Source organism: Peteryoungia rhizophila (assembly GCF_004912145.1).
GTDB classification, from domain to species: Bacteria; Pseudomonadota; Alphaproteobacteria; order Rhizobiales; family Rhizobiaceae; genus Allorhizobium; species Allorhizobium rhizophilum.
In genome coordinates this window covers 562,220-580,381 of the sequence record NZ_STGT01000002.1, presented here as the reverse complement: position 1 = coordinate 580,381, position 18,162 = coordinate 562,220, and the positions used below count along the sequence as shown (strand labels likewise).

At 63.0% G+C, this 18,162-nt stretch carries 18 protein-coding genes; 7 read left to right on the top strand and 11 right to left on the bottom strand.

The features are described 5' to 3' along the window. Positions 1–78 precede the first annotated feature (78 nt). Positions 79–978, top strand: coding sequence for a DMT family transporter (locus E9677_RS08675; protein WP_136557697.1), 900 nt, complete (start codon positions 79–81; stop codon positions 976–978). A gap of 26 nt (positions 979–1,004) precedes the next feature. Here E9677_RS08675 and E9677_RS08670 read toward each other — a convergent pair whose 3' ends face one another. The 6 genes from E9677_RS08670 to ung all read right to left on the bottom strand — a co-directional run bounded on the left by E9677_RS08670 (position 1,005) and on the right by ung (position 6,624). Further along, the gene (locus E9677_RS08670) at positions 1,005–1,766 is read right to left on the bottom strand and encodes a metallophosphoesterase family protein (protein ID WP_235882891.1); all 762 of its coding nucleotides are present in this window, start codon (positions 1,764–1,766) and stop codon (positions 1,005–1,007) included. 103 nt (positions 1,767–1,869) lie between these two features. Next, positions 1,870–2,238 (bottom strand): hypothetical protein, encoded by a 369-nt coding sequence (locus tag E9677_RS08665; RefSeq protein WP_136557696.1) that lies wholly within the window; start codon positions 2,236–2,238, stop codon positions 1,870–1,872. Positions 2,239–2,315: 77 nt separating this feature from the next. Next, on the bottom strand, positions 2,316–2,714 hold the full coding sequence (locus tag E9677_RS08660; protein WP_136557695.1) for a DUF1236 domain-containing protein: 399 nt from the start codon (positions 2,712–2,714) through the stop codon (positions 2,316–2,318). 249 nt (positions 2,715–2,963) lie between these two features. Further along, complete coding sequence (locus E9677_RS08655; protein ID WP_136557694.1) at positions 2,964–4,391, bottom strand: aldehyde dehydrogenase family protein; 1,428 nt, start codon at positions 4,389–4,391, stop codon at positions 2,964–2,966. A 111-nt stretch (positions 4,392–4,502) separates the two neighbouring features. Beyond that, a complete protein-coding gene (locus E9677_RS08650; protein WP_136557693.1) occupies positions 4,503–5,777 on the bottom strand; it encodes an NAD(P)/FAD-dependent oxidoreductase in 1,275 nt (424 codons plus the stop codon). A 154-nt stretch (positions 5,778–5,931) separates the two neighbouring features. Continuing rightward, positions 5,932–6,624 carry a uracil-DNA glycosylase gene (gene ung / locus E9677_RS08645; protein WP_136557692.1) on the bottom strand — a complete coding sequence of 231 codons (693 nt, stop codon included), beginning with the start codon at positions 6,622–6,624 and terminating at the stop codon, positions 5,932–5,934. A gap of 97 nt (positions 6,625–6,721) precedes the next feature. Here ung and E9677_RS08640 point away from each other — a divergent pair, with 97 nt between their 5' ends. The 3 genes from E9677_RS08640 to E9677_RS08630 all read left to right on the top strand — a co-directional run bounded on the left by E9677_RS08640 (position 6,722) and on the right by E9677_RS08630 (position 8,965). Then, a complete protein-coding gene (locus E9677_RS08640) occupies positions 6,722–7,081 on the top strand; it encodes a hypothetical protein (RefSeq protein WP_136557691.1) in 360 nt (119 codons plus the stop codon). After that, positions 7,078–7,677, top strand: a complete 600-nt coding sequence (locus E9677_RS08635) for a DedA family protein (RefSeq protein ID WP_136557690.1) — start codon at positions 7,078–7,080, stop codon at positions 7,675–7,677. Before E9677_RS08640 ends, E9677_RS08635 begins: the two co-directional genes overlap by 4 nt. An 85-nt stretch (positions 7,678–7,762) precedes the next feature. After that, a complete protein-coding gene (locus E9677_RS08630) occupies positions 7,763–8,965 on the top strand; it encodes a ceramide glucosyltransferase (protein WP_136557689.1) in 1,203 nt (400 codons plus the stop codon). 77 nt (positions 8,966–9,042) lie between these two features. On the opposite strand, the gene E9677_RS08625 is transcribed toward E9677_RS08630, so the two are convergent. The 3 genes from E9677_RS08625 to E9677_RS08615 all read right to left on the bottom strand — a co-directional run bounded on the left by E9677_RS08625 (position 9,043) and on the right by E9677_RS08615 (position 11,762). Further along, the gene (locus E9677_RS08625) at positions 9,043–10,614 is read right to left on the bottom strand and encodes a GMC family oxidoreductase (RefSeq protein WP_136557688.1); all 1,572 of its coding nucleotides are present in this window, start codon (positions 10,612–10,614) and stop codon (positions 9,043–9,045) included. A 98-nt stretch (positions 10,615–10,712) separates the two neighbouring features. After that, positions 10,713–11,243, bottom strand: a complete 531-nt coding sequence (locus E9677_RS08620; RefSeq protein WP_136557687.1) for a twin-arginine translocation signal domain-containing protein — start codon at positions 11,241–11,243, stop codon at positions 10,713–10,715. A 123-nt stretch (positions 11,244–11,366) separates the two neighbouring features. Beyond that, complete coding sequence (locus tag E9677_RS08615; RefSeq protein ID WP_136557686.1) at positions 11,367–11,762, bottom strand: VOC family protein; 396 nt, start codon at positions 11,760–11,762, stop codon at positions 11,367–11,369. A 234-nt stretch (positions 11,763–11,996) separates the two neighbouring features. Between E9677_RS08615 and E9677_RS08610 the strand changes: the two genes are divergently transcribed. Then, positions 11,997–12,305 carry a ribbon-helix-helix domain-containing protein gene (locus E9677_RS08610; protein WP_136557685.1) on the top strand — a complete coding sequence of 103 codons (309 nt, stop codon included), beginning with the start codon at positions 11,997–11,999 and terminating at the stop codon, positions 12,303–12,305. Positions 12,306–12,384: 79 nt separating this feature from the next. Here E9677_RS08610 and E9677_RS08605 read toward each other — a convergent pair whose 3' ends face one another. Beyond that, entirely contained in the window at positions 12,385–13,716 is a 1,332-nt protein-coding gene (locus E9677_RS08605; protein WP_136557684.1) for a dicarboxylate/amino acid:cation symporter, read from the bottom strand. A gap of 267 nt (positions 13,717–13,983) precedes the next feature. Here E9677_RS08605 and E9677_RS08600 point away from each other — a divergent pair, with 267 nt between their 5' ends. Then, entirely contained in the window at positions 13,984–15,816 is a 1,833-nt protein-coding gene (locus E9677_RS08600) for a sensor histidine kinase (RefSeq protein WP_136557683.1), read from the top strand. Beyond that, the gene (locus E9677_RS08595) at positions 15,813–17,144 is read left to right on the top strand and encodes a sigma-54-dependent transcriptional regulator (protein ID WP_136557682.1); all 1,332 of its coding nucleotides are present in this window, start codon (positions 15,813–15,815) and stop codon (positions 17,142–17,144) included. Before E9677_RS08600 ends, E9677_RS08595 begins: the two co-directional genes overlap by 4 nt. Before the next feature lie 21 nt (positions 17,145–17,165). Here the strand turns inward: E9677_RS08595 and E9677_RS08590 are convergent, their stop codons facing one another. Then, positions 17,166–18,158: an Ldh family oxidoreductase gene (locus tag E9677_RS08590; RefSeq protein WP_136557681.1), complete on the bottom strand. Its 993-nt coding sequence runs from the start codon at positions 18,156–18,158 to the stop codon at positions 17,166–17,168. Between the last annotated feature and the right edge of the window lie 4 nt (positions 18,159–18,162).

Below are 18,162 nucleotides of genomic sequence, written 5' to 3'. Positions count from 1 at the left end.
CGGAGGCAATTCACGCCATGCCGGACCGGGGGGACAAGGGTTCGGCAATCGGCGCATGCCTGCAGGGAAGAGTAAGCTTTGCCCATTCGCGCCTATACCTTTCTCGTCATCACTACGCTGCTCTGGGGCGGTAACACCATCGCCGGCAAGCTGGCGCTCGGCCATGTGAGCCCGATGGTGCTGAGCTTCGGGCGTTGGGCGCTGGCCACTCTCGTCATCGCCTCGATCGCGATCCCGCAGATCCGCAAGGATTGGGATGTCCTCAAAGCCAACTGGAAGCTTTTGATCTTCTACGGCGCGGTCGGCTATGCTGCCTTCAACGGGTTTCTCTACACGGCGCTGAAGTATACGAGCGCGGTCAACGGTGCCATCGAACAGGGCGCGATCCCGGTTCTGATCTTCGTCATCAACTTCCTGCTCTTCCGTATCCCGGTCTCCGCGATCCAGATACTAGGTTTCATGATCAGCTTCATCGGGGCCGCCGTGACCGCCTCGCATGGCGACCTGCAGACGCTGCTGACGCTGACCCTGAACTACGGCGACCTGCTGATGCTCTTCGCCGGCATTTCCTATGCGATCTACACCGTCTCGCTTCGCTGGAAGCCGCCGGTGCATTGGAAGAGCCTGATGGCCGTGCCGGCACTCGCCGCCGCCATCACCTGCCTTCCGCTGCTCTGGTGGGAAGCCGGGCGCGGCGAGCTCATTCTGCCCGACACGCGTGGCTGGCTGATCATTCTCTATGCCGGGCTCTTCCCCTCGTTGATCTCGCAGATTCTCTACATCAAGGGCGTGGAGGGCATCGGTGCAAACCGGGCCGGCCTGTTCATCAACCTCGTCCCGGTCTTCGGGACGCTGCTCTCGGTGACGATCCTCGGAGAAACCTTGGAAGTCTTCCACATGGTAGCGCTGGCACTGGTTCTCGGTGGCATCGCGATCGCCGAATGGGGCAAGCCCGCGAGCGAAAAGCCGACAGCCTGACCGTCTAGATCTTTATTTAGGCGGGATCAGCCGACTGACAGGATCGTCACTTTGCCGTTCCGAACACGGGCCGCCGTCAGCTTTCCGGTGCGATAGCAATGGGTGTCCAGGCTGACCCGATCCGGCCCGACATAAGGCTCCTTCATCGCCGTGTGACCGTGAAACACGCGCAAGGGAAGGCCAGGCCCGAGATCGAGAAACGACCGACGGATCCACATGAGATCGTCGTCGGTCTGTTCGGGAAGCGGGCGTCCCGGGCGAATGCCGGCATGGGCAAAGACATCGCTTCCGACGGTGAGCAGCACCGGCAGGCTCCGAAGAAAATCCACATGGCTTTGCGGGACCGCCGCCCGAACCGTCTCGCGCAACGGGTGGCTGGCACCGCGCAGAGCATGCTCGTCCAGCTCCACACCATAGGAGCGGAAGGTTTCGACCGCGCCGTGATCCAGAACCCAGTCGCCGGCGGGATCACCATCGATAAAGGCGAGGAACGCGTCGTCATGATTGCCGCGCAGGCAGACACGATCGAACCCGGCAGGTGGCGCGGCTGTCAGGTGATAGAGAACGGCAGCCGACTTAGGCCCGCGGTCGACATAGTCGCCCAGCATGACGATCAGCTTGCGCCCCTCGATACTTGCGGCGTCTTCGCTGATGCGCTCTTCAAGTCCAAGCAGAGGTTCAAGGCAACCATGCACGTCACCGACGGCATAGATCACCGCATAATGCGACGGATCGACCACCAGACGAGGAGCCCCTGCCCCGTCAGCCGCCATCCCTTCGTTTATCATTCTCGCCCCTTGTCGATGCCCCGCAACAACAGAAAGAAAGCGCAGTCGAACGAAAAAGGCCAGCCCCCTTGGGAGCTGGCCTCGCATTGAATGCCTTTGATGATTAAGGCGTGGTCGTCGGCGGGGTCGCCGGGGCCGGGGCGGCCGGAGCCGGGTCAGCCGGCGGAGTGGCCGGGGCCGGATCAGCGGCGGGCGGTGTCGCCGGAGCGGCCGGGGCGGAATCAGTTGCCGGCGGCGTTGCCGGAGCAGCAGGCGGGGTCGCCGGTTCTGCCGGGGTCGTTGTTTCCGTGGCCGGGGTCGTTGCCGTATCGGTATCGGCACCACCGCCGAAGACGAAGAAGGCGCCGGCAGCGATCACGACGATCAGCAGCACCGCTATGCCCCAGGTCGCGCCACTCGAAGTGGTCTGCTGAGTGACATTCGGGGTGACATTCGGGCGCTGGTCGATGCGGGGATCTGGACGTTGATCCATGGTATTTCCTCCTGATGGGAAGCCAACCGCCATGCGGCTGGCTGCGAGTTTCTGTTTCTGGAATGCGTAGGCGTAAATTACTGAACCACGCCGACAACCACGTAAGTCTGCGGATCAACGATGACGCGCTGATTGTTGACCACCGCATAGGCGTAGGTCGGATCTTCGGGAATCGTGGTCAGGACGACTTCCTGCGGAAGAGGTTCACCGACGACCACCTGGCGCTCGATCACGACCGGCTGAGCCGGTACAGGCTGTTGCTGAACATAGGTGACGACCGTCTGCGGCGGCGGAGCGACAGCCGTACCGGCGATGGCGCCAACAACACCACCCACGGCAGCACCCACAGGACCACCGACGATGGCACCCGTGACGGCACCACCCGCTGCACCCGTGACAGTACCTTCCTGCGCCAGCACAGGCGTGGCGAGGGCACCAAGTACGACGGCTCCAAGAGCAATGATCTTCGTCTTCATGTCTTCATCCTTTCCGTTGTCTGCCATTGACGGAAAGAACGAGCATCACGGGAAATTGTTCCACGCGAGCCTTTTAGGCCTCAACTGCAAGCGATTGGAAAAATAGACAAAATTGAGGCAGGCGTGCAGATTGGACTGCACGCTTTACTTCAAGTGGCAGGTTAGGACTTGCTGATCCGAGAAGAATTCCCCTCCCGGAAAACTGGCCCCGCCGCGCGACCTTGCCGAGAAGTGCGCACCTGGCCCTGATCATTCACCCCAGCCGACGATACCCTTGATTTCGAGGAAGTCGTGTATCGCCCAGTCGGCATATTCGCGACCATTGCCGGATTGCTTGTAGCCGCCAAACGGGGCGGCCGTGTCCCAGTCGGGATAGTTGAGATAAACCGAGCCCGCCCGCATGCGGGCGGCAACCCGCCGCGCATGTTCGATGTCTTCAGACTGCACATAGGCCGCGAGACCATAGACGGTGTCGTTGGCGATCTCGATCGCCTGTTCTTCCGTATCATAGGGCATGATCGACAGGACCGGCCCGAAGATCTCTTCCCGAGCAATGGTCATGTCAGGCGTCACATGGCCGAAAACGGTCGGGCGAACATAATAGCCGCGATTGAGCCCGTCGGGTCGCCCCGGTCCACCGCTCACGAGCAGCGCGCCCTCCTCGATCCCCGTTTCGATCAGCCGCTGGATCTTGTTGTACTGGATGTCGCTCACGACAGGTCCGAGCACGGTGTCCTCCGCCTGCGGGTCGCCGACCTTGTGTTTCTCAGCGGCCTGCCTTGCGATCTGCAAGGCCTCGTCATGCCGATCGGCCGGAACCAGCATGCGGGTCGGCGCATCGCAGGACTGGCCGGAATTGCCGAAACACCCCTCCACGCCCTTGCTGACTGCCGTGACCAGATCGGCATCCGGCAGGATGATGTTGGCCGACTTGCCACCCAACTCCTGCGCCACGCGCTTGACCGTATCGGCCGCCGTCTTGGCGACGATGATGCCGGCGCGGGTCGATCCAGTGAAGGAGACCATGTCGACATCGGGATGGCCCGCCATCACCTGACCGACCTCCGGGCCGCGGCCGTTGACGAGGTTGAAGACGCCAGCAGGCGTGCCGGCGGCTTCCATCACCTCGGCGAAGATCAGGCCGGAGATCGGTGCGATCTCCGACGGCTTCAGCACCACGGTACAGCCTGCCGCAATCGCCGGTGCGACCTTGCAGACGATCTGGTTCAGAGGCCAGTTCCACGGCGTGATGAGCGCACAGACACCGATAGGCTCCCTGACGATCCGGGTCGTGCCGCGCTGCTCGGTAAATTCGAAGATCTTGAAGGCCGCGATCGTCGCTTCGAGATGCGCCCGTCCAGCCCAGGCCTGCGCGTCGCGGGCGAAGGAAAGCGGCGCTCCCATTTCGCGGCTCACCGCCTGAGCAATGTCCTCGAAGCGCTCGTTGTAGACCTCGAGGATGCGCTCGAGCAGCGCCAGCCGCTCGGCCCTGTCGGTCAACGAAAAGCTGGCAAAGGCCGACTTGGCAGCCGCAACCGCCAGGTCCACATCAGCCTTGGCCCCGACGGAAATTGTCGTGAACGGCTCTTCGGTCGAGGGATCCGTGACATCGAGGGAAGCCGGGACAATGGGATGCACCCAAGCGCCGTCTATGAAGAACTTCAGATGCTTGGACATGTGGACTCCATGGCGGAAGGAATTGGCGGTTTCGAACTATTCGTCACGGGATCGATTACGGCAAGCATGCAACACGGCGCGCAATGCCAATCCCCAACCAGATTGGGCAGATCAGCGTTCCACGCCATCGAGCAACCGGTACCATGCGACATGGGCGGCGATCCCAATGCGCCGGAACGGATGCAGGGGAATGCCGCGAAGCGGCGAGATCGGCAGGGGCAGGACGCCGGGGTCGCCAGTCGCGACATATTGCGCGATCGGTTCGCCGAGCGAGACCATGAGCCCGATGCCCCGCCCTTGACAGCCGGCCGCCATGAGCAGGCCTGGCTGCGGTTCGTGCAGATGCGGAAGATGATCCGACGTCATCGCGACGCGTCCGAACCAGCGATGGGATATAGGAATGCCCGACAGCATCGGATAGAGCCGATGCAGCGCCCGCTCCAGATGCGCCCAGTCCTCTGTCGAGCGCGGCGGGCGCATCGGTCCGCGACCGCCGAGCACCAGACGACCATCCGGAGTGCGGCGATAATAGACGAGGATCCGCCGACGATCCGACACCGCCTGACCACTGGCCAGGATGATGTCGAACTCCGCCGGCAGCGGCTCGGTGGCGATCTGAAAGGAATGCAGCCAGACGAGGCTTTGGGCAAGCTTCGGCAGGAGCGGCCCGGAATAGGCATTGGTGGCGAGCAGCACTTTTCGACCCCGAACGAAGCGACCGCTCTTGGTTCCGACCCGCCACGACGTCCCGTCACGGACGAGCGACGTCACCGGATCCTCAGTGACGAGACCGGCGCCCGCCTCTGTCGCAATCCTCGCCAACTCATGCACCAGCGCGAGCGGATTGACGACACCCGCACGCCGATCGAGGAAACCGCCGCGATAGCCCTCGGCACCGGTCAACAGCGCGATTTCCGCCTGATTGAGCAGCGCGACGTCGGCGCCCTGCGCCCGCCATTGGCGATTGCGCTGTCCGGCTGCCTCAAGTGCGGCCTCGGTGTGGGCCGCCTGGATCCAGCCGGAGCGAACGTGCTCTACATCCAGCTCTTCGCGCCCAATCAGGCCATAGACGACGTCGGCAGTCTTGGCGGCAAATCGGATGAGCCTCTTCCCCGCTTCTTCACCGAACAGGGAGATCAGTGTCTCCGGGTCCTGTTTCAGGCCGGGAATGACCTGCCCGCCATTGACCCCGGACGCGCCCGCGCCAATTTCGCCAGCCTCGATGACCTGGACGGAGAGACCCAAGCGTGCGGCATGCAGCGCGGTCGAAAGCCCCTGATAGCCGGCACCGACAACGACCAGATCGACATCGCCTTCGCTGAACCGGCAGGCAATCGGCGAAACGGGCCGTCGCCAGACAGGCGAAACCGGAAATGGGGGATGCATGAAGCTTAGACCTACGGCACGAATGGAAAGATCGTGGCGCAATCTGCATTGGGTGAGAAAAAGAGACAATAAACGTCAGGCTGTATTTTGCCGCGACGGTAGAGTGACGGATCGCTACTTAAGAAGACCATGAAAGAGATTTCACGGCATGCCATCACGGCGTTGCGGGCAATTGCCAATCAATCGCGTTTCTGCCCTGCGCCACCAGATAATCGTTGGCCTGAGAGAAATGGCGGCAGCCAAAGAAGCCGTTATGCGCGGAAAGCGGCGAAGGATGCGGTGCCTTCAGCACGAGATGCCGCGACCGGTCGACAAAGGCCGCCTTCTTCTGCGCATAGGATCCCCAGAGCAGGAAGACGACATGTTCGCAGTCCTCGTTCACCGCCCGGATCACCGCATCGGTGAATTGCTCCCAGCCCTTCCCCTGATGCGAGGCCGCACGCGCTTCTTCCACCGTCAACACGCTGTTGAGCAGGAGTACACCCTGGCGGGCCCAGTGCTCGAGGAAACCATGACGCGCCGGCGGGATGCTAAGATCGCTCTGCATCTCCTTGTAGATGTTGACGAGAGACGGCGGGATGCGCACGCCCGGCTGCACGCTGAAACATAGCCCATGCGCCTGGCCCGCGCCGTGATAGGGATCTTGCCCGAGGATAACCACCCTGACATTATCGAGCGGCGTGAGATCGAGCGCCCGAAAATACTCCGCACCTTTTGGGAAGATGTGCTTTCCGTCAGCCTTTTCCCGCTGCAGAAAGGCCTTGAGGTCGTGCATGTACGGACGGCTGAATTCCTCACCCAGCACTGCCTTCCAGCTGTCCCCGAGCCTGACCTCCGCTTCCGCCATTGCCGCCGCACCTCGTTCTCGCTTAGATGGAGGCGACGATAGAGGACCCGTAACCGGGTCTGTCAACCTTCAGTCGACCGGAGCGCACAAGAGAACCGTGAAGCCTTTCCTCAGACTGTGGCGCCGCCACCGTATCCTCACCTCGGCCTTCTTGCTGGCCATGGCCCTCGCCATCTTTTTCGCCGGGCGGACGATCTTCTTCGTCGCCTATTGGGCCGATCCGGCACGTCAGGACCTTCCGCCGGAGCCCTGGATGACCATCGGATACGTCGCCCACTCCTGGCACGTGCCCGTAGAGAAGCTCGCCCGCGACCTCGACCTTCCGCCCCCGCCCAAGGACGGTCCACGCCCGTCGCTGGAACGGCTTGCCGAAGAACGTGGCCAGGACTTCGAAGAGTTCAAGGCGGAGATCGAGTCCTCCCTTGCAGAGCTCCGCCGGCTGGGTCCGCCGAAATGACCCTGACCGAGACGCTGCTCGCGTCGCTGCCGTCCTATGGACTGCCTCTGCTCGGCATTGTCGTCTGCGTAAGTTGCCTCGGCGCGCCGCTGCCTGCCTCGATCGTCATGATGCTGATGGGTGCGCTCGCCGCCGCCGGCGACTTCACCCTCTGGATCGTGATGGCGGTCGCCCTCGCCTCGGCCGTGATCGGCGATCAACTGGGCTACATGCTCGGCTGGACAGCAGGCAGGCGGCTGGTTCCGGTCGTCGCTCGCAATCCGGCGCGCCGCAAGGCGATAGAACGGGCGCAGCATGAAATGGACGAGCGCGGCAATGTCGCCGTCTTTCTCACGCGTTGGCTACTCTCGCCGCTCGGCCCCTATCTCAACCTGATGGCCGGCGCCTCCGGCTTCTCCTGGATGCGCTTCACACTTTCCGGCATTCTCGGAGAAATGGTCTGGGTCGGGCTCTATACGGGCCTCGGCGCGACCTTCAGCGAAAGCGTCACCGAAATCGCAGAAATCAGTGGCAGCATCAGCGGCTTCCTGGCGACCGGCGCCGTTGCCGCCATCCTCGGTTTCAAGCTGCTGCAGGCGCTGCGATCGAAGGACTGAAGCCCGCGTCGTTCCGGGCCGGACCGGGCTTCGCCGAACTGTCACACAGCGGTGTTATCCGAAGCTGAAATTCCGGAGACTCGCCATGACACTTTTGATCTGGTTCGCCGCGCTCGCGCTTTTCGCCCAGCTAGCAAGCATTGCCTTCGTCATCGCCGTCAAACAGCGTCACCGGAAGCGCGAAAGCCATCCGGCACCCCGCCCACCGGTCACCCTCATCCGCCCGATCTGCGGCCTGGAAAACAATCTCGAGCGCTGCCTCGCCTCGTCCTTCAAGCTCGACTGGCCAGCTTACGAAATTCTCTTTTGTGTCGCGAAGGCGGATGATCCCGCAGCAGCGCTTGTCCGCCGCCTGATGGCCGAGCACCCGCATATCGCAGCGCGCCTGCTGGTCGGCGAAGACCTGTTCAGCGCCAATCCGAAAATGAACAACGTGGTCAAGGGCTGGCGCTCCGCCCGCCACGACTGGATCGTCATGACCGACAGCAATGTCCTGATGCCGTCAGACACGATTGATCGAATGATGGCGCGCTGGGATGGCGAGACGGGCCTCGTCTGCTCGCCACCGGCCGGCACCGAGCCCGAGAATTTCGGCGCCCATCTCGAAAGCGCCTGGCTCGACAGTTTCCAGGCCCGCTGGCAGCTTTTTGCCGATGCTGCGGGCTTCGGCTTCGCTCAAGGCAAGTCGATGCTGTTCAGCCGCCAGCTGATCACGCATCTCGGCGGTTTCGAACGGCTCGGTGAAGAAGTGGCCGAGGATGCCGCCGCGACGATCCTGATCCGCAGTGCCGGCCTCAACGTCCGGCTTGTGCACGAGCCCTTCCCGCAGCCGCTCGGAGAGCGCGACATCGCCGCCGTCTGGAAGCGCCAGTTGCGCTGGGCCCGCCTGCGCCGCGCTTCCTTCCCGCTCTATTTCCTGCCCGAAATCTTCACCGGCGCCGCCCTGCCCATGGCGGCCATGATCACGCTCGCCGCGACAGGAACGCTGCCGCTTGCCGCTCCATTCGTTTACCTCGCCGCCTGGTATGCCGGTGAACTCATGCTTGCGCGGGCCTATGGTTGGCCAAGCGGCTGGCGCATCCTGCCGGCCATGCTGATCCGCGACCTCCTGCTGCCGGCTCTCTTCGTCACCGCCTGGTTCGGCAGCGGTTTCGAATGGCGTGGCAATGCGATGACGGTCGCCGACAATGACAATGGCCGAACCGCCCGCATCCGTCAGGCCGTCGCTCGCACCAGGGACAAGGCGCGCGAAAAAGCCCGCGCGCTGGTAGCCGCCCGTACCCATTGAGCCTTTTCTTCCCACGAAAAAGCGGGCAGGACCGCTCGTCGCGATCGCTGCCCGCAAGAGGGAGGTAGTCTTGCCGCTCAGATGGTACCTTGGCCCATCTGCTCGGCGATGTAATCCGCCTGGCGGATCGCAAGAGAGACGATCGTCAGGGTCGGATTTTCGGCCGCTCCGGTGGTGAACTGGCTGCCATCGGAGACGAAGAGGTTGCTGATGTCGTGTGTCTGGCCCCATTTGTTGACCACGCCGTCCTGCGCCTTTTCGCTCATGCGGTTGGTGCCGAGATTGTGGGTCGACGGGTAAGGCGGCGTCGGGAAGGCACGGGTTGCCCCGACCGCCTCATAGATCGCCACGCCCTGTTGGTAGGCATGGTTGCGCATGGCCTCGTCGTTCGGATGGTCGGTGAACCAGACATCCGGGATCGGCATGCCATATTTGTCCTTCAGTTCGCCATGCAGTTTCACCGCATTCTGCTCCTGCGGCATGTCCTCGCCGACGATCCAGAGGCCCGCCATATTGGCATACTGGTCCATGGCGGAGGCAAACGACCGGCCCCAGCCACCCGGATCGAGGAAGGCCGCCATGAACGGAATGCCGAGCGCCAGCGTCTCCAGCTCATAGCCGCCGACAAAGCCGCGTGCCGGATCGTGCCGTGCCTCGTCGCGGATGATGCCGGCCATGGTCGTGCCACGGTAGAAATGCACCGGCTTTTCGAAGACCGCATAGACCGAGCCGGTCGTGTGGCGCATGTAGTTCTTGCCGACCTGGCCGGAGGAATTGGCGAGACCGTCGGGGAACTTGGACGAGGCCGAGTTGAGCAGCAGGCGCGGGCTTTCGATCGAATTGCCGGCAACGCAGATGATGCGGGCCTTCTGGCTCTGCAGATTGCCATCCTTGTCTGCATAGACGACGGCGGTCACCTTGCCCGTGTCATCATGCTCGATCTTGACGACATGCGCGTTCGGCCTGACTTCGAGCTTGCCCGTCGCCTCGCCTTTGGGGATCTCGGTATAGAGCGTCGACCATTTGGCGCCCCATTTGCAGCCCTGGAAACAGAAGCCGGTCTGCTGACAGCTCATGCGATCATCGCGATCGGCCGAGTTGATCGCCATATTGCCGGTGTGACAGTCCTTGTACCCGAGCTTGTCGGCACCGGCCTTCAGGATCTTGAAGTTGTTGTTGCCCGGCAGGCCCTCGATCCCGTTGGTGCGGGTCACGCCCATCTTGTCCTCGGCCTTGGCGTAATAGGGCTCGAGATCGGCCAGCGTGATCGGCCAGTCGAGAAGGTTGGCGCCCTCGACCTTTCCGTAGTGGGTGAGCGTCTTGAACTCGTGCTCCTGGATGCGCAGCGAGGCACCCGCCCAGTGGGTGGTTGTGCCCCCGACGGCTTTGACGATCCAGGCCGGCAGATTGGGGAAGTCCTTCGACACTCTCCAGCCGCCACCGGTCGTGCGGTTGTCGAGCCAGGCGAGCTGGGAAAAGCTCTCCCATTCGTCATTGATGAAGTCCTCGTATTCGATACGGGCGCCGGCTTCGAGCACGACCACGTCGATGCCCTTCTGGGCAAGCTCGTTGGCAAGGGTGCCGCCGCCTGCACCGGAACCGATGATGACGACCACGCTGTCGTCGTTGAGATCATAGGGCGCTGCCATGTTTTCCTCCCGGGAAATCGGTCAATTTGGGTAAGCGCCGCCGTTCCCATCCGCGATGGGCCTCCTTCCGGCGACGATGAATGCGTGTCTGGGGTAGCTCAGAGCCAGGTAATGTCGTCGAACCCGCGCTCGATATAGCCGCCCTTGGAATAGGACTCGCCCTCGTAGCCGAAGATCGGCCAGATCTCCTTCTGGTTATAGAGGCTGACCACGAGGTCGCCGCGCACCGCCTGGAAGAAGGGGGTCGTCTCGATGTCGCGCAGGATCGCCACGCGATCGTCCTCCCAGCCGAGGCCACGATAACCGCCGGCACCGGCGCGCTTGTCGAGATCGGCGATGCCGTCCTCGATCAGCGCCTTGTGCTTGTCATCCTTGCCCGCCATCGTGTCCTGACCCTTGACGGCTGCCGCATAGAAGCGCTCGGCGACCTGGTCATGCGGGTAGATGTCGCGCGCCATCTTGATGAGCGTCGCGAGCGTGTCCGGCTTCAGAGCAGTCGCCTCCAGGCCCCAGGCCTGGTCGGGACAGATCACCGCAGTCCCGGTGACCATCAGCACGGCACTCGCCGCACCGGTCTTCAGAAGCTGGCGACGGGACATGCCCCCGGTCTTGTCGAGTATCGTAACCACGTCATTCTCCTCCCATGAGATGAAGTGCGACGGCTTTGGCCGCCACCCCAGGCAGGCGCGATGATCGCGCCGACCGTCTGCGAAACAGGAAAGGCCGGGAACTCCTCTTCCCCGGCCTCCCGATCATTTGTACCGTCCGTGCCGCTGCAGGACCTCGATCTTGTAGCCATCGGGATCGGTGATGAAGAAGAAGCGAGCGAGCAGAGCTCCATCCCGGTTGAATTCGACGATCTTGTTCGGGTTCAAGCCGAGATCGGTCAGCCGCTTGTGCTCGGCGTCGAGATCCGAAACGCTGAACGCCAGATGGCCATAGCCATTGCCAAGGTCGTAAGCCTCTTCACGGCCCTTGTTGACCGTCAGCTCCAGCTCGAATTCGCTCTCCGAATTGCTGAGATAGATCAGGGTGAAGGTTTCGAAATCGAGACGTTCCGCGATCTCCAGCCCGAAGGCCTCGGTGTAGAAGGAGAGCGAGCGCTGCTCCTCCAGGACGCGGATCATCGAATGGATCATTTTCGCCAATGGGCTGCTCCTCGCATGCTGACAGATGTCATGGAGAGAGGATGTCGCGATTTGCCGGAAGGCTGGTAGCAGCCCATTACCGCAGCCGATTTTTTTCGCCGACGGATGTGTCCATTCTTCGCACCCGGGCGAGGCAGTTTAGAAAAGACGGAAATTGACCAGAGCAGCGGCGCGCAACATAATGCCTCAAAAGACTGCAGACCGAAAAAACTTAAAATCAGGGAGGAGCATGCCATGTGTGAAGTCTTCGCAGGACAGGATCCAGGCCGCTATCGCGCGGTCAACCGCTCCGTCCGTATCGGTGGTCATTCCACCAGCATTCAGCTCGAAGCCGCCTTCTGGGTGCTGATCGACGAGATCGCAGCCAGCCAGAATTTCTCGACATCCCGCTTTCTGTCGACGCTCTACGACGAAGCCCTGCAGATCAACGGCTCTGTCTCGAACTTTGCATCCCTTTTGAGAACGAGCTGTCTCATCTATCTGATGAGCAAGGCCCAGAATCCGGGAACACCTCAGGAATTCCACATCATCGCCGCCGAGTGACCAGAAACAAAAAGCGCGGCCCGACAAATGCCGGGCCGCGCTTCAGTTCCGATCGCCGTCTTGGGTCGGCGCGGAAGTATTACTCCGCCGGCTGCAGTTCCGGCTGGATGTCGTCCTCTTCGAGAACCTTGCCACCGAGGGCGGCATGGAAAAGTGTCTGGTCAAGTTCACCTTCCCAGCGTGCGACGACCACAGTTGCGACAGCATTGCCGATGAAGTTGGTGAGCGCCCGGCATTCCGACATGAAGCGGTCGATGCCGAGGATCAGCGCCATGCCGGCAACCGGCACCGAGGGCACGACCGAAAGGGTCGCAGCCAGCGTGATGAAGCCCGCACCGGTGATCCCGGCCGCCCCCTTCGAGCTCAGCATGGCAACGGCGAGCAGCAGGATCTGGTCGCCGAGCGGCAGCTGGATATCGGTCGCCTGGGCGATGAAGAGTGCTGCCAGCGTCATGTAGATATTCGTGCCGTCGAGATTGAAGGAATAGCCGGTCGGGATGACCAGGCCGACGACCGAACGCTTGCAGCCAGCCTTTTCCATCTTGTTCATCAGGCCCGGAAGGGCTGCTTCCGAAGACGACGTGCCGAGAACCAGCAGCAGCTCTTCCTTAATGTAGCGGATGAGGGCCAGGATCGAGAAGCCGTTGTAACGGCAGACGGCACCGAGGATGACCGCCACGAACAGGAAGGACGTGAGGTAGAAGGTGCCGATCAGCATAGCAAGGTTGGTGACCGAGCCGATGCCGTATTTGCCGATCGTGAACGCCATGGCACCAAAGGCACCGATGGGTGCTGCCTTCATCAGGATGGCGACGAGCTTGAAGACGGGCGCGATGACCGCCTGCAGGAAATCGGTGACCGGCTTGCCGCGCTCGCCGACCAGCGCCAGCGAGATGCCGAACAGGATCGAGAAGAACAGCACCTGCAGGATGTCGCCGTCTGCAAAGGCCCCGACGATCGTCGTCGGGATAATGTTCATCAGGAAGCCCACGATCGACGAGTCATGCGCCTTTTCGGTGTAGGTCGCCACGGCCGCTGCATCGAGCGTCGCCGGATCAATATGCATGCCCGCACCCGGCTGCACGACATTGGCAACGACGAGGCCGACGATAAGTGCCAGGGTCGAGAAGGTGAAGAAATAGAGCATCGCCTTGCCAGCGACGCGGCCGACCTTCTTCATGTCGCTCATGCCGGCAATGCCGGTGGCGACCGTCAGGAAGATCACCGGCGCGATGATCATCTTGACGAGCTTGATGAAGGCATCGCCCAGCGGCTTCAACTGCGCGCCGATCTCGGGATAGAAATGGCCGAGCAGAATACCGGCAATGATTGCCGCCAGAACCTGGACATAGAGATGCTTGTAGAAGGGCTGCCGGCCCTCGGGCGCGTGCCCTGCGGTATCGATATGCATGCTTTCCTCCATGATCGCCCTGACGGAACGAGTTCCGGCCTCCCGGGCGGTTGCTGATCTGAATGGGGAGCGGCGCGGCCGCTTGGAAAAAAGGTCAGCAAGGCGCGTGCCAGTTCGAGAAGAGTCGTTCAAACCATTGAATCTCCAAGGCTCTCTCGTCGAGCACACTTGATTCACCACACGAACCAGTGCGATTTTCCGCACAGCAGCTTTGTGTTATAGTGCGATTTAACGCACAATCGCCGACCCGACCGAGGCCATCCACCCATGCTGAAACCCCGCCGCAACGGACGCATTCTCTGGCTCGCCTACGCGGCCTTTGCGATCACCGTGCTGGTTGCCGGCCTCTTCTATGCCGGCGAGCGTGGACAGGCCTCGGCACTCGACGCCCTGGTGGAGGATGCGGGCTCCGATGCCGCCTTGAAGCAGGCGCTGCTGCTGACCGCCCTCGACCGGTCGCGCACCTTGCCGCTGGTGCTGGCAAGCGACGCGGACCTTGCGGAAGCGCTCGAGACACCCTCGCCGGGCGCCATCACTCAGCTCAACGAAAAGCTTGAGGCTCTCATCCCCGGCACAGGCGCCTCGGTGATCTACGTCGTGAACTTCGACGGCACCGCCATAGCGGCGAGCAACTTTCGCCAGGCGGACAGCTTCGTCGGCAGCAACTACGCCTTCCGGGAGTATTTCACCGGCGCCCTGACACGAGGCACCGCCGAACATTATGCGCTGGGCAATGTCAGCCGCAGGCCCGGGCTCTACCTGTCCCGCCGCGTCGAAGACGAGACCGGACGCGCGCTGGGCGTGGTGGTCGTCAAGGTTGAGTTCGAGGCACTCGAGCAGAACTGGCAGCGCTCCGGCCGCATCACCTATGTGACAGATCCCAAAGGCATAGTGCTGATCACCAGCCGTCCCGAATGGCGCTTCCTGACCGTGACGGACATCCCCCAGGAGGAGCGCATCGCGATCCGGGAGAGCCTGCAGTTCGGCGAAGCGCCGCTTTTGCCCATTCCCATCTGGTCGCTGGAAGATCTCGCAGGCCACACGATGGTGGCGACAGACACATCCGGCACGGTCCCGCGCCAGCCGCATTTCGCCGAGGCGCTGCCTCTGCCGGGCACGCCGTGGACGCTGCACATTCTCACGCCCGCCGCCCCCGCCATGGATGCCGGCATCCTGCAGGATCGGCTAGCATTCCTAGCCATCGCCCTGCCCCTGCTCGCGGCAGCCGGCCTGCTGCTCCACCGCTTCGGCCGCGCCGCCCGTCGCGAGGCCGAAGCGAAAGCCGCCCAGGCCGAACTGGAGCGGCAGGTCACGCTCCGCACCGTCGAACTGACCGAAGCGCGCGACCGCCTGCAAGCCGAAATCACCGAACACCGGGCGACCGGCAGCCGCCTGCAGGGCGTGCAGCAGGATCTCGTCCAGGCGAATCGCCTGGCGATCCTTGGTCAGGTCGCAGCCGGCGTGGCGCACGAGATCAACCAGCCCGTCGCCACCATCCGCGCCTATGCCGACAATGCGAAGGCCTTCCTCGATCGCGGCAACGGCGAGACGGCGAAGGAAAACCTTGGCCTGATCGCCGAGCTCACCGACCGCATCGGCGCGATCACCGGAGAGCTGAAGGGCCTTGCCCGCAAGGGTCGCCAGGCCGCCGAGCCTGTCGATCTCAAGGCCGCGATCGACGGCGCACTGTTCCTGTTGAAGAGCCGTTTCGCCGGCAGCTTTGACCGGCTTGCTATTGGCGACATCCCCTCAGACATCGCTGTTCTCAGCCAGCGTATCCGTCTTGAACAGGTGCTGATCAACTTACTGCAAAACGCGCTCGAAGCCATTGATGACAAAGCGAATGCCGCCATCACCATCGGACTTTCCCGTCTGACCGACGACGAAGTCGACCTCTCGGTCAGCGACACCGGTCACGGCCTGCCGGATCACGTCAGGGACAACCTCTTCATCCCCTTCACCACCTCCAAGGAGGGAGGCCTGGGCCTCGGCCTCGTGATCGCCCGCGACATCGTCACCGAGTATGGAGGCCGGCTTTCCGTGGATACGAGCAAGAACGGCACCAACTTCACCATCACTCTCAAGAGGGCTTTGGCATGAGCATCGAGATCATTCTCGTTGATGACGACGCGGGCCTGCGCCGCGCCACGCGCCAGACGCTGGAACTCGCCGGCTACGCGGTGCGCGATTTCGGCGCGGCTGCCCAGGCACTCACGCAAATTTCGAGTGAGTGCGAGGCCGTGGTTGTCACCGACATCCGCATGGCCGGCATGGACGGGCTCGAGCTCTTCGCCCGTATCCAGAGCCTCGACCCGGATCTCCCCGTCCTGCTGATCACCGGCCATGGCGATGTCGACATGGCGGTCAGGGCCCTCCAGGACGGTGCCTACGATTTCATCGCAAAACCCTTCCCCGCCGACCGTCTAGTCCAGAGCGTCGCCCGCGCCACCGAGAAACGCCGGCTGGTCCTCGAAAACCGCCGCCTGCGCGAGGCAGCCACAACGATACCCGACGACATGCCGCTCATCGGCCAGACGCCGGCCATGGAGCATCTGCGCCAGACACTGCATCAGATCGCCGATACCGATGTCGATGTGCTCATCGCCGGCGAGACCGGCAGCGGCAAGGAAGTGGTGGCCACGCTCTTGCATCGCTGGAGCCGTCGCGCACGCGGGAACTTCGTCGCGCTCAATTGCGGCGCCTTGCCGGAGACCGTTATCGAGAGCGAACTCTTCGGCCACGAGCCCGGCGCCTTTACCGGCGCCCAGAAGAAGCGCGTCGGCCGCATCGAGCATGCGAGCGGCGGCACGCTGTTTCTCGACGAGATCGAGAGCATGCCGCTCTCTACCCAGGTGAAGATGCTGCGTGTTCTGGAAATGCGCGAAGTGAGCCCGCTCGGCACCAACGAGGTGAGGCCCGTGGACCTGCGCGTCGTCGCCGCCGCCAAAGTCGAGCTCGGCAATCCGGCCGAGCGCGGCGAGTTTCGCGAGGACCTCTATTACCGACTGAATGTCGTGACGATCTCCATCCCGCCGCTTCGCGAGCGCCGGGCCGATATCCCGTTGCTATTCGCCCACTTCGCCGCCCGCGCCGCCGAACGTTTCCGCCGCGACATACCCGCCATGACAGGCGATGTGCACCGGAATCTCGAAAACCACGACTGGCCGGGCAATGTGCGCGAACTCTCGCATTTTGCCGAACGGGTCGTGCTCGGCATCACGCCACCGCCGAAACCGAACTCGCAACAGGGATGCGGCGGGCTCACACTTCCCGAACAGATGGAACGCCACGAGGCCGAACTGATCCGCGAGGCATTGCGGTCGACGAAGGGCGACGTGCGCTCGACGATCGAGACGCTCGGCATTCCCCGCAAGACTTTCTACGACAAGCTTCAGCGCCACGGCATCAACCGGGCGGAGTTCGAATAGCAAAAACGTCTTCGTTCTCGATCAGACGATAGCCCGAATGGCCGCAACGACCTCGTCGTCGATCATGATGCCGTCGGTTTCGGCGGTACGAGCCAGTCCCTGCCCGCGCCGTCCCGGAATGCGCGCGCCTTCCTGCGCACCGATCTCTTCGGCAAGCAGGGCGAGGCGCGAGAAGACACCTGTGCCGCCGGTTGCCAACGGATCGATGGCGATGATCGTCTGGCCGAGGGCCACCGGCGGCCCCTTGTCGTCGAACAGCGAAGAGGCCTCGAAGGCATAGTTCGCACCGATCAGACCCGCCGAGAGGATCTCGACCATCATCGCGAGTGCTCCTCCTTTTGCCCCGCCGAGCGGTGCCATGAAGCCATCCATCGCAAGGTTCGCATCCGTCGTCGGCTGGCCATCGGCATCGAAGGCCCAATCATCGGGGATGGCCTCACCCTTCTGCCGCGCCGCCATGATCATGCCACGCGCCACCTTGGAGAGCGCCAGATCGACGATGATGGGATCTCCATTCTCGATCGGCACGGCAAAGGCGATGGGGTTCGTGCCGTAAAGCGCTTTGTTGCCGCCCCAGGGCGCCATCGAGGCCGGCGCATTGGCAAACATCATCGCCGCCAGTCCCTGCTCGGCAAAGCGAGCGACGGTCAGCCCCATGACACCGGCATGATGCGAGCGATGGATGGTGGCGATCGCGATGCCTTGTTCGCGCGCAATGGCGGGCAACGTCTCGACCGCGAGATCGAGCGCCGGATAGGCATAGCCGTTCATCGCATCGATGCTCAGCACGCCCGGCCTTGGTCGCGACGCCTGTGGCTTGGCCAAGCCATCGACCTTGCCGGCCCGCGCCTGGGCGCTGTAGGCCTCGACCCGGCGCAAGCCATGACCACCTTGCCCGGCGGCTTCGGCGGCAACCAGCGCGCGGGCGACGGAGCCGGCGTTGGCCTCGTTGACGCCGGAACGGCCAAGGGCGTCGACGACCAGCGCCTCGGCTTCTGCAAGTGTGAGCTTCATTGAC

What these genes read in the sequence shown, in the direction of transcription:
- E9677_RS08670 (WP_235882891.1), bottom strand. Translation starts at nt 1,766, where the DNA reads ATGATAAACGAAGGGATGGCGGCTGACGGGGCAGGGGCTCCTCGTCTG.
- E9677_RS08665 (WP_136557696.1), bottom strand. Translation starts at nt 2,238, where the DNA reads ATGGATCAACGTCCAGATCCCCGCATCGACCAGCGCCCGAATGTCACC.
- E9677_RS08660 (WP_136557695.1), bottom strand. Translation starts at nt 2,714, where the DNA reads ATGAAGACGAAGATCATTGCTCTTGGAGCCGTCGTACTTGGTGCCCTC.
- E9677_RS08655 (WP_136557694.1), bottom strand. Translation starts at nt 4,391, where the DNA reads ATGTCCAAGCATCTGAAGTTCTTCATAGACGGCGCTTGGGTGCATCCC.
- E9677_RS08650 (WP_136557693.1), bottom strand. Translation starts at nt 5,777, where the DNA reads ATGCATCCCCCATTTCCGGTTTCGCCTGTCTGGCGACGGCCCGTTTCG.
- ung (WP_136557692.1), bottom strand. Translation starts at nt 6,624, where the DNA reads ATGGCGGAAGCGGAGGTCAGGCTCGGGGACAGCTGGAAGGCAGTGCTG.
- E9677_RS08635 (WP_136557690.1), top strand. Translation starts at nt 7,078, where the DNA reads ATGACCCTGACCGAGACGCTGCTCGCGTCGCTGCCGTCCTATGGACTG.
- E9677_RS08630 (WP_136557689.1), top strand. Translation starts at nt 7,763, where the DNA reads ATGACACTTTTGATCTGGTTCGCCGCGCTCGCGCTTTTCGCCCAGCTA.
- E9677_RS08625 (WP_136557688.1), bottom strand. Translation starts at nt 10,614, where the DNA reads ATGGCAGCGCCCTATGATCTCAACGACGACAGCGTGGTCGTCATCATC.
- E9677_RS08610 (WP_136557685.1), top strand. Translation starts at nt 11,997, where the DNA reads ATGTGTGAAGTCTTCGCAGGACAGGATCCAGGCCGCTATCGCGCGGTC.
- E9677_RS08605 (WP_136557684.1), bottom strand. Translation starts at nt 13,716, where the DNA reads ATGCATATCGATACCGCAGGGCACGCGCCCGAGGGCCGGCAGCCCTTC.
- E9677_RS08600 (WP_136557683.1), top strand. Translation starts at nt 13,984, where the DNA reads ATGCTGAAACCCCGCCGCAACGGACGCATTCTCTGGCTCGCCTACGCG.
- E9677_RS08595 (WP_136557682.1), top strand. Translation starts at nt 15,813, where the DNA reads ATGAGCATCGAGATCATTCTCGTTGATGACGACGCGGGCCTGCGCCGC.
- E9677_RS08590 (WP_136557681.1), bottom strand. Translation starts at nt 18,158, where the DNA reads ATGAAGCTCACACTTGCAGAAGCCGAGGCGCTGGTCGTCGACGCCCTT.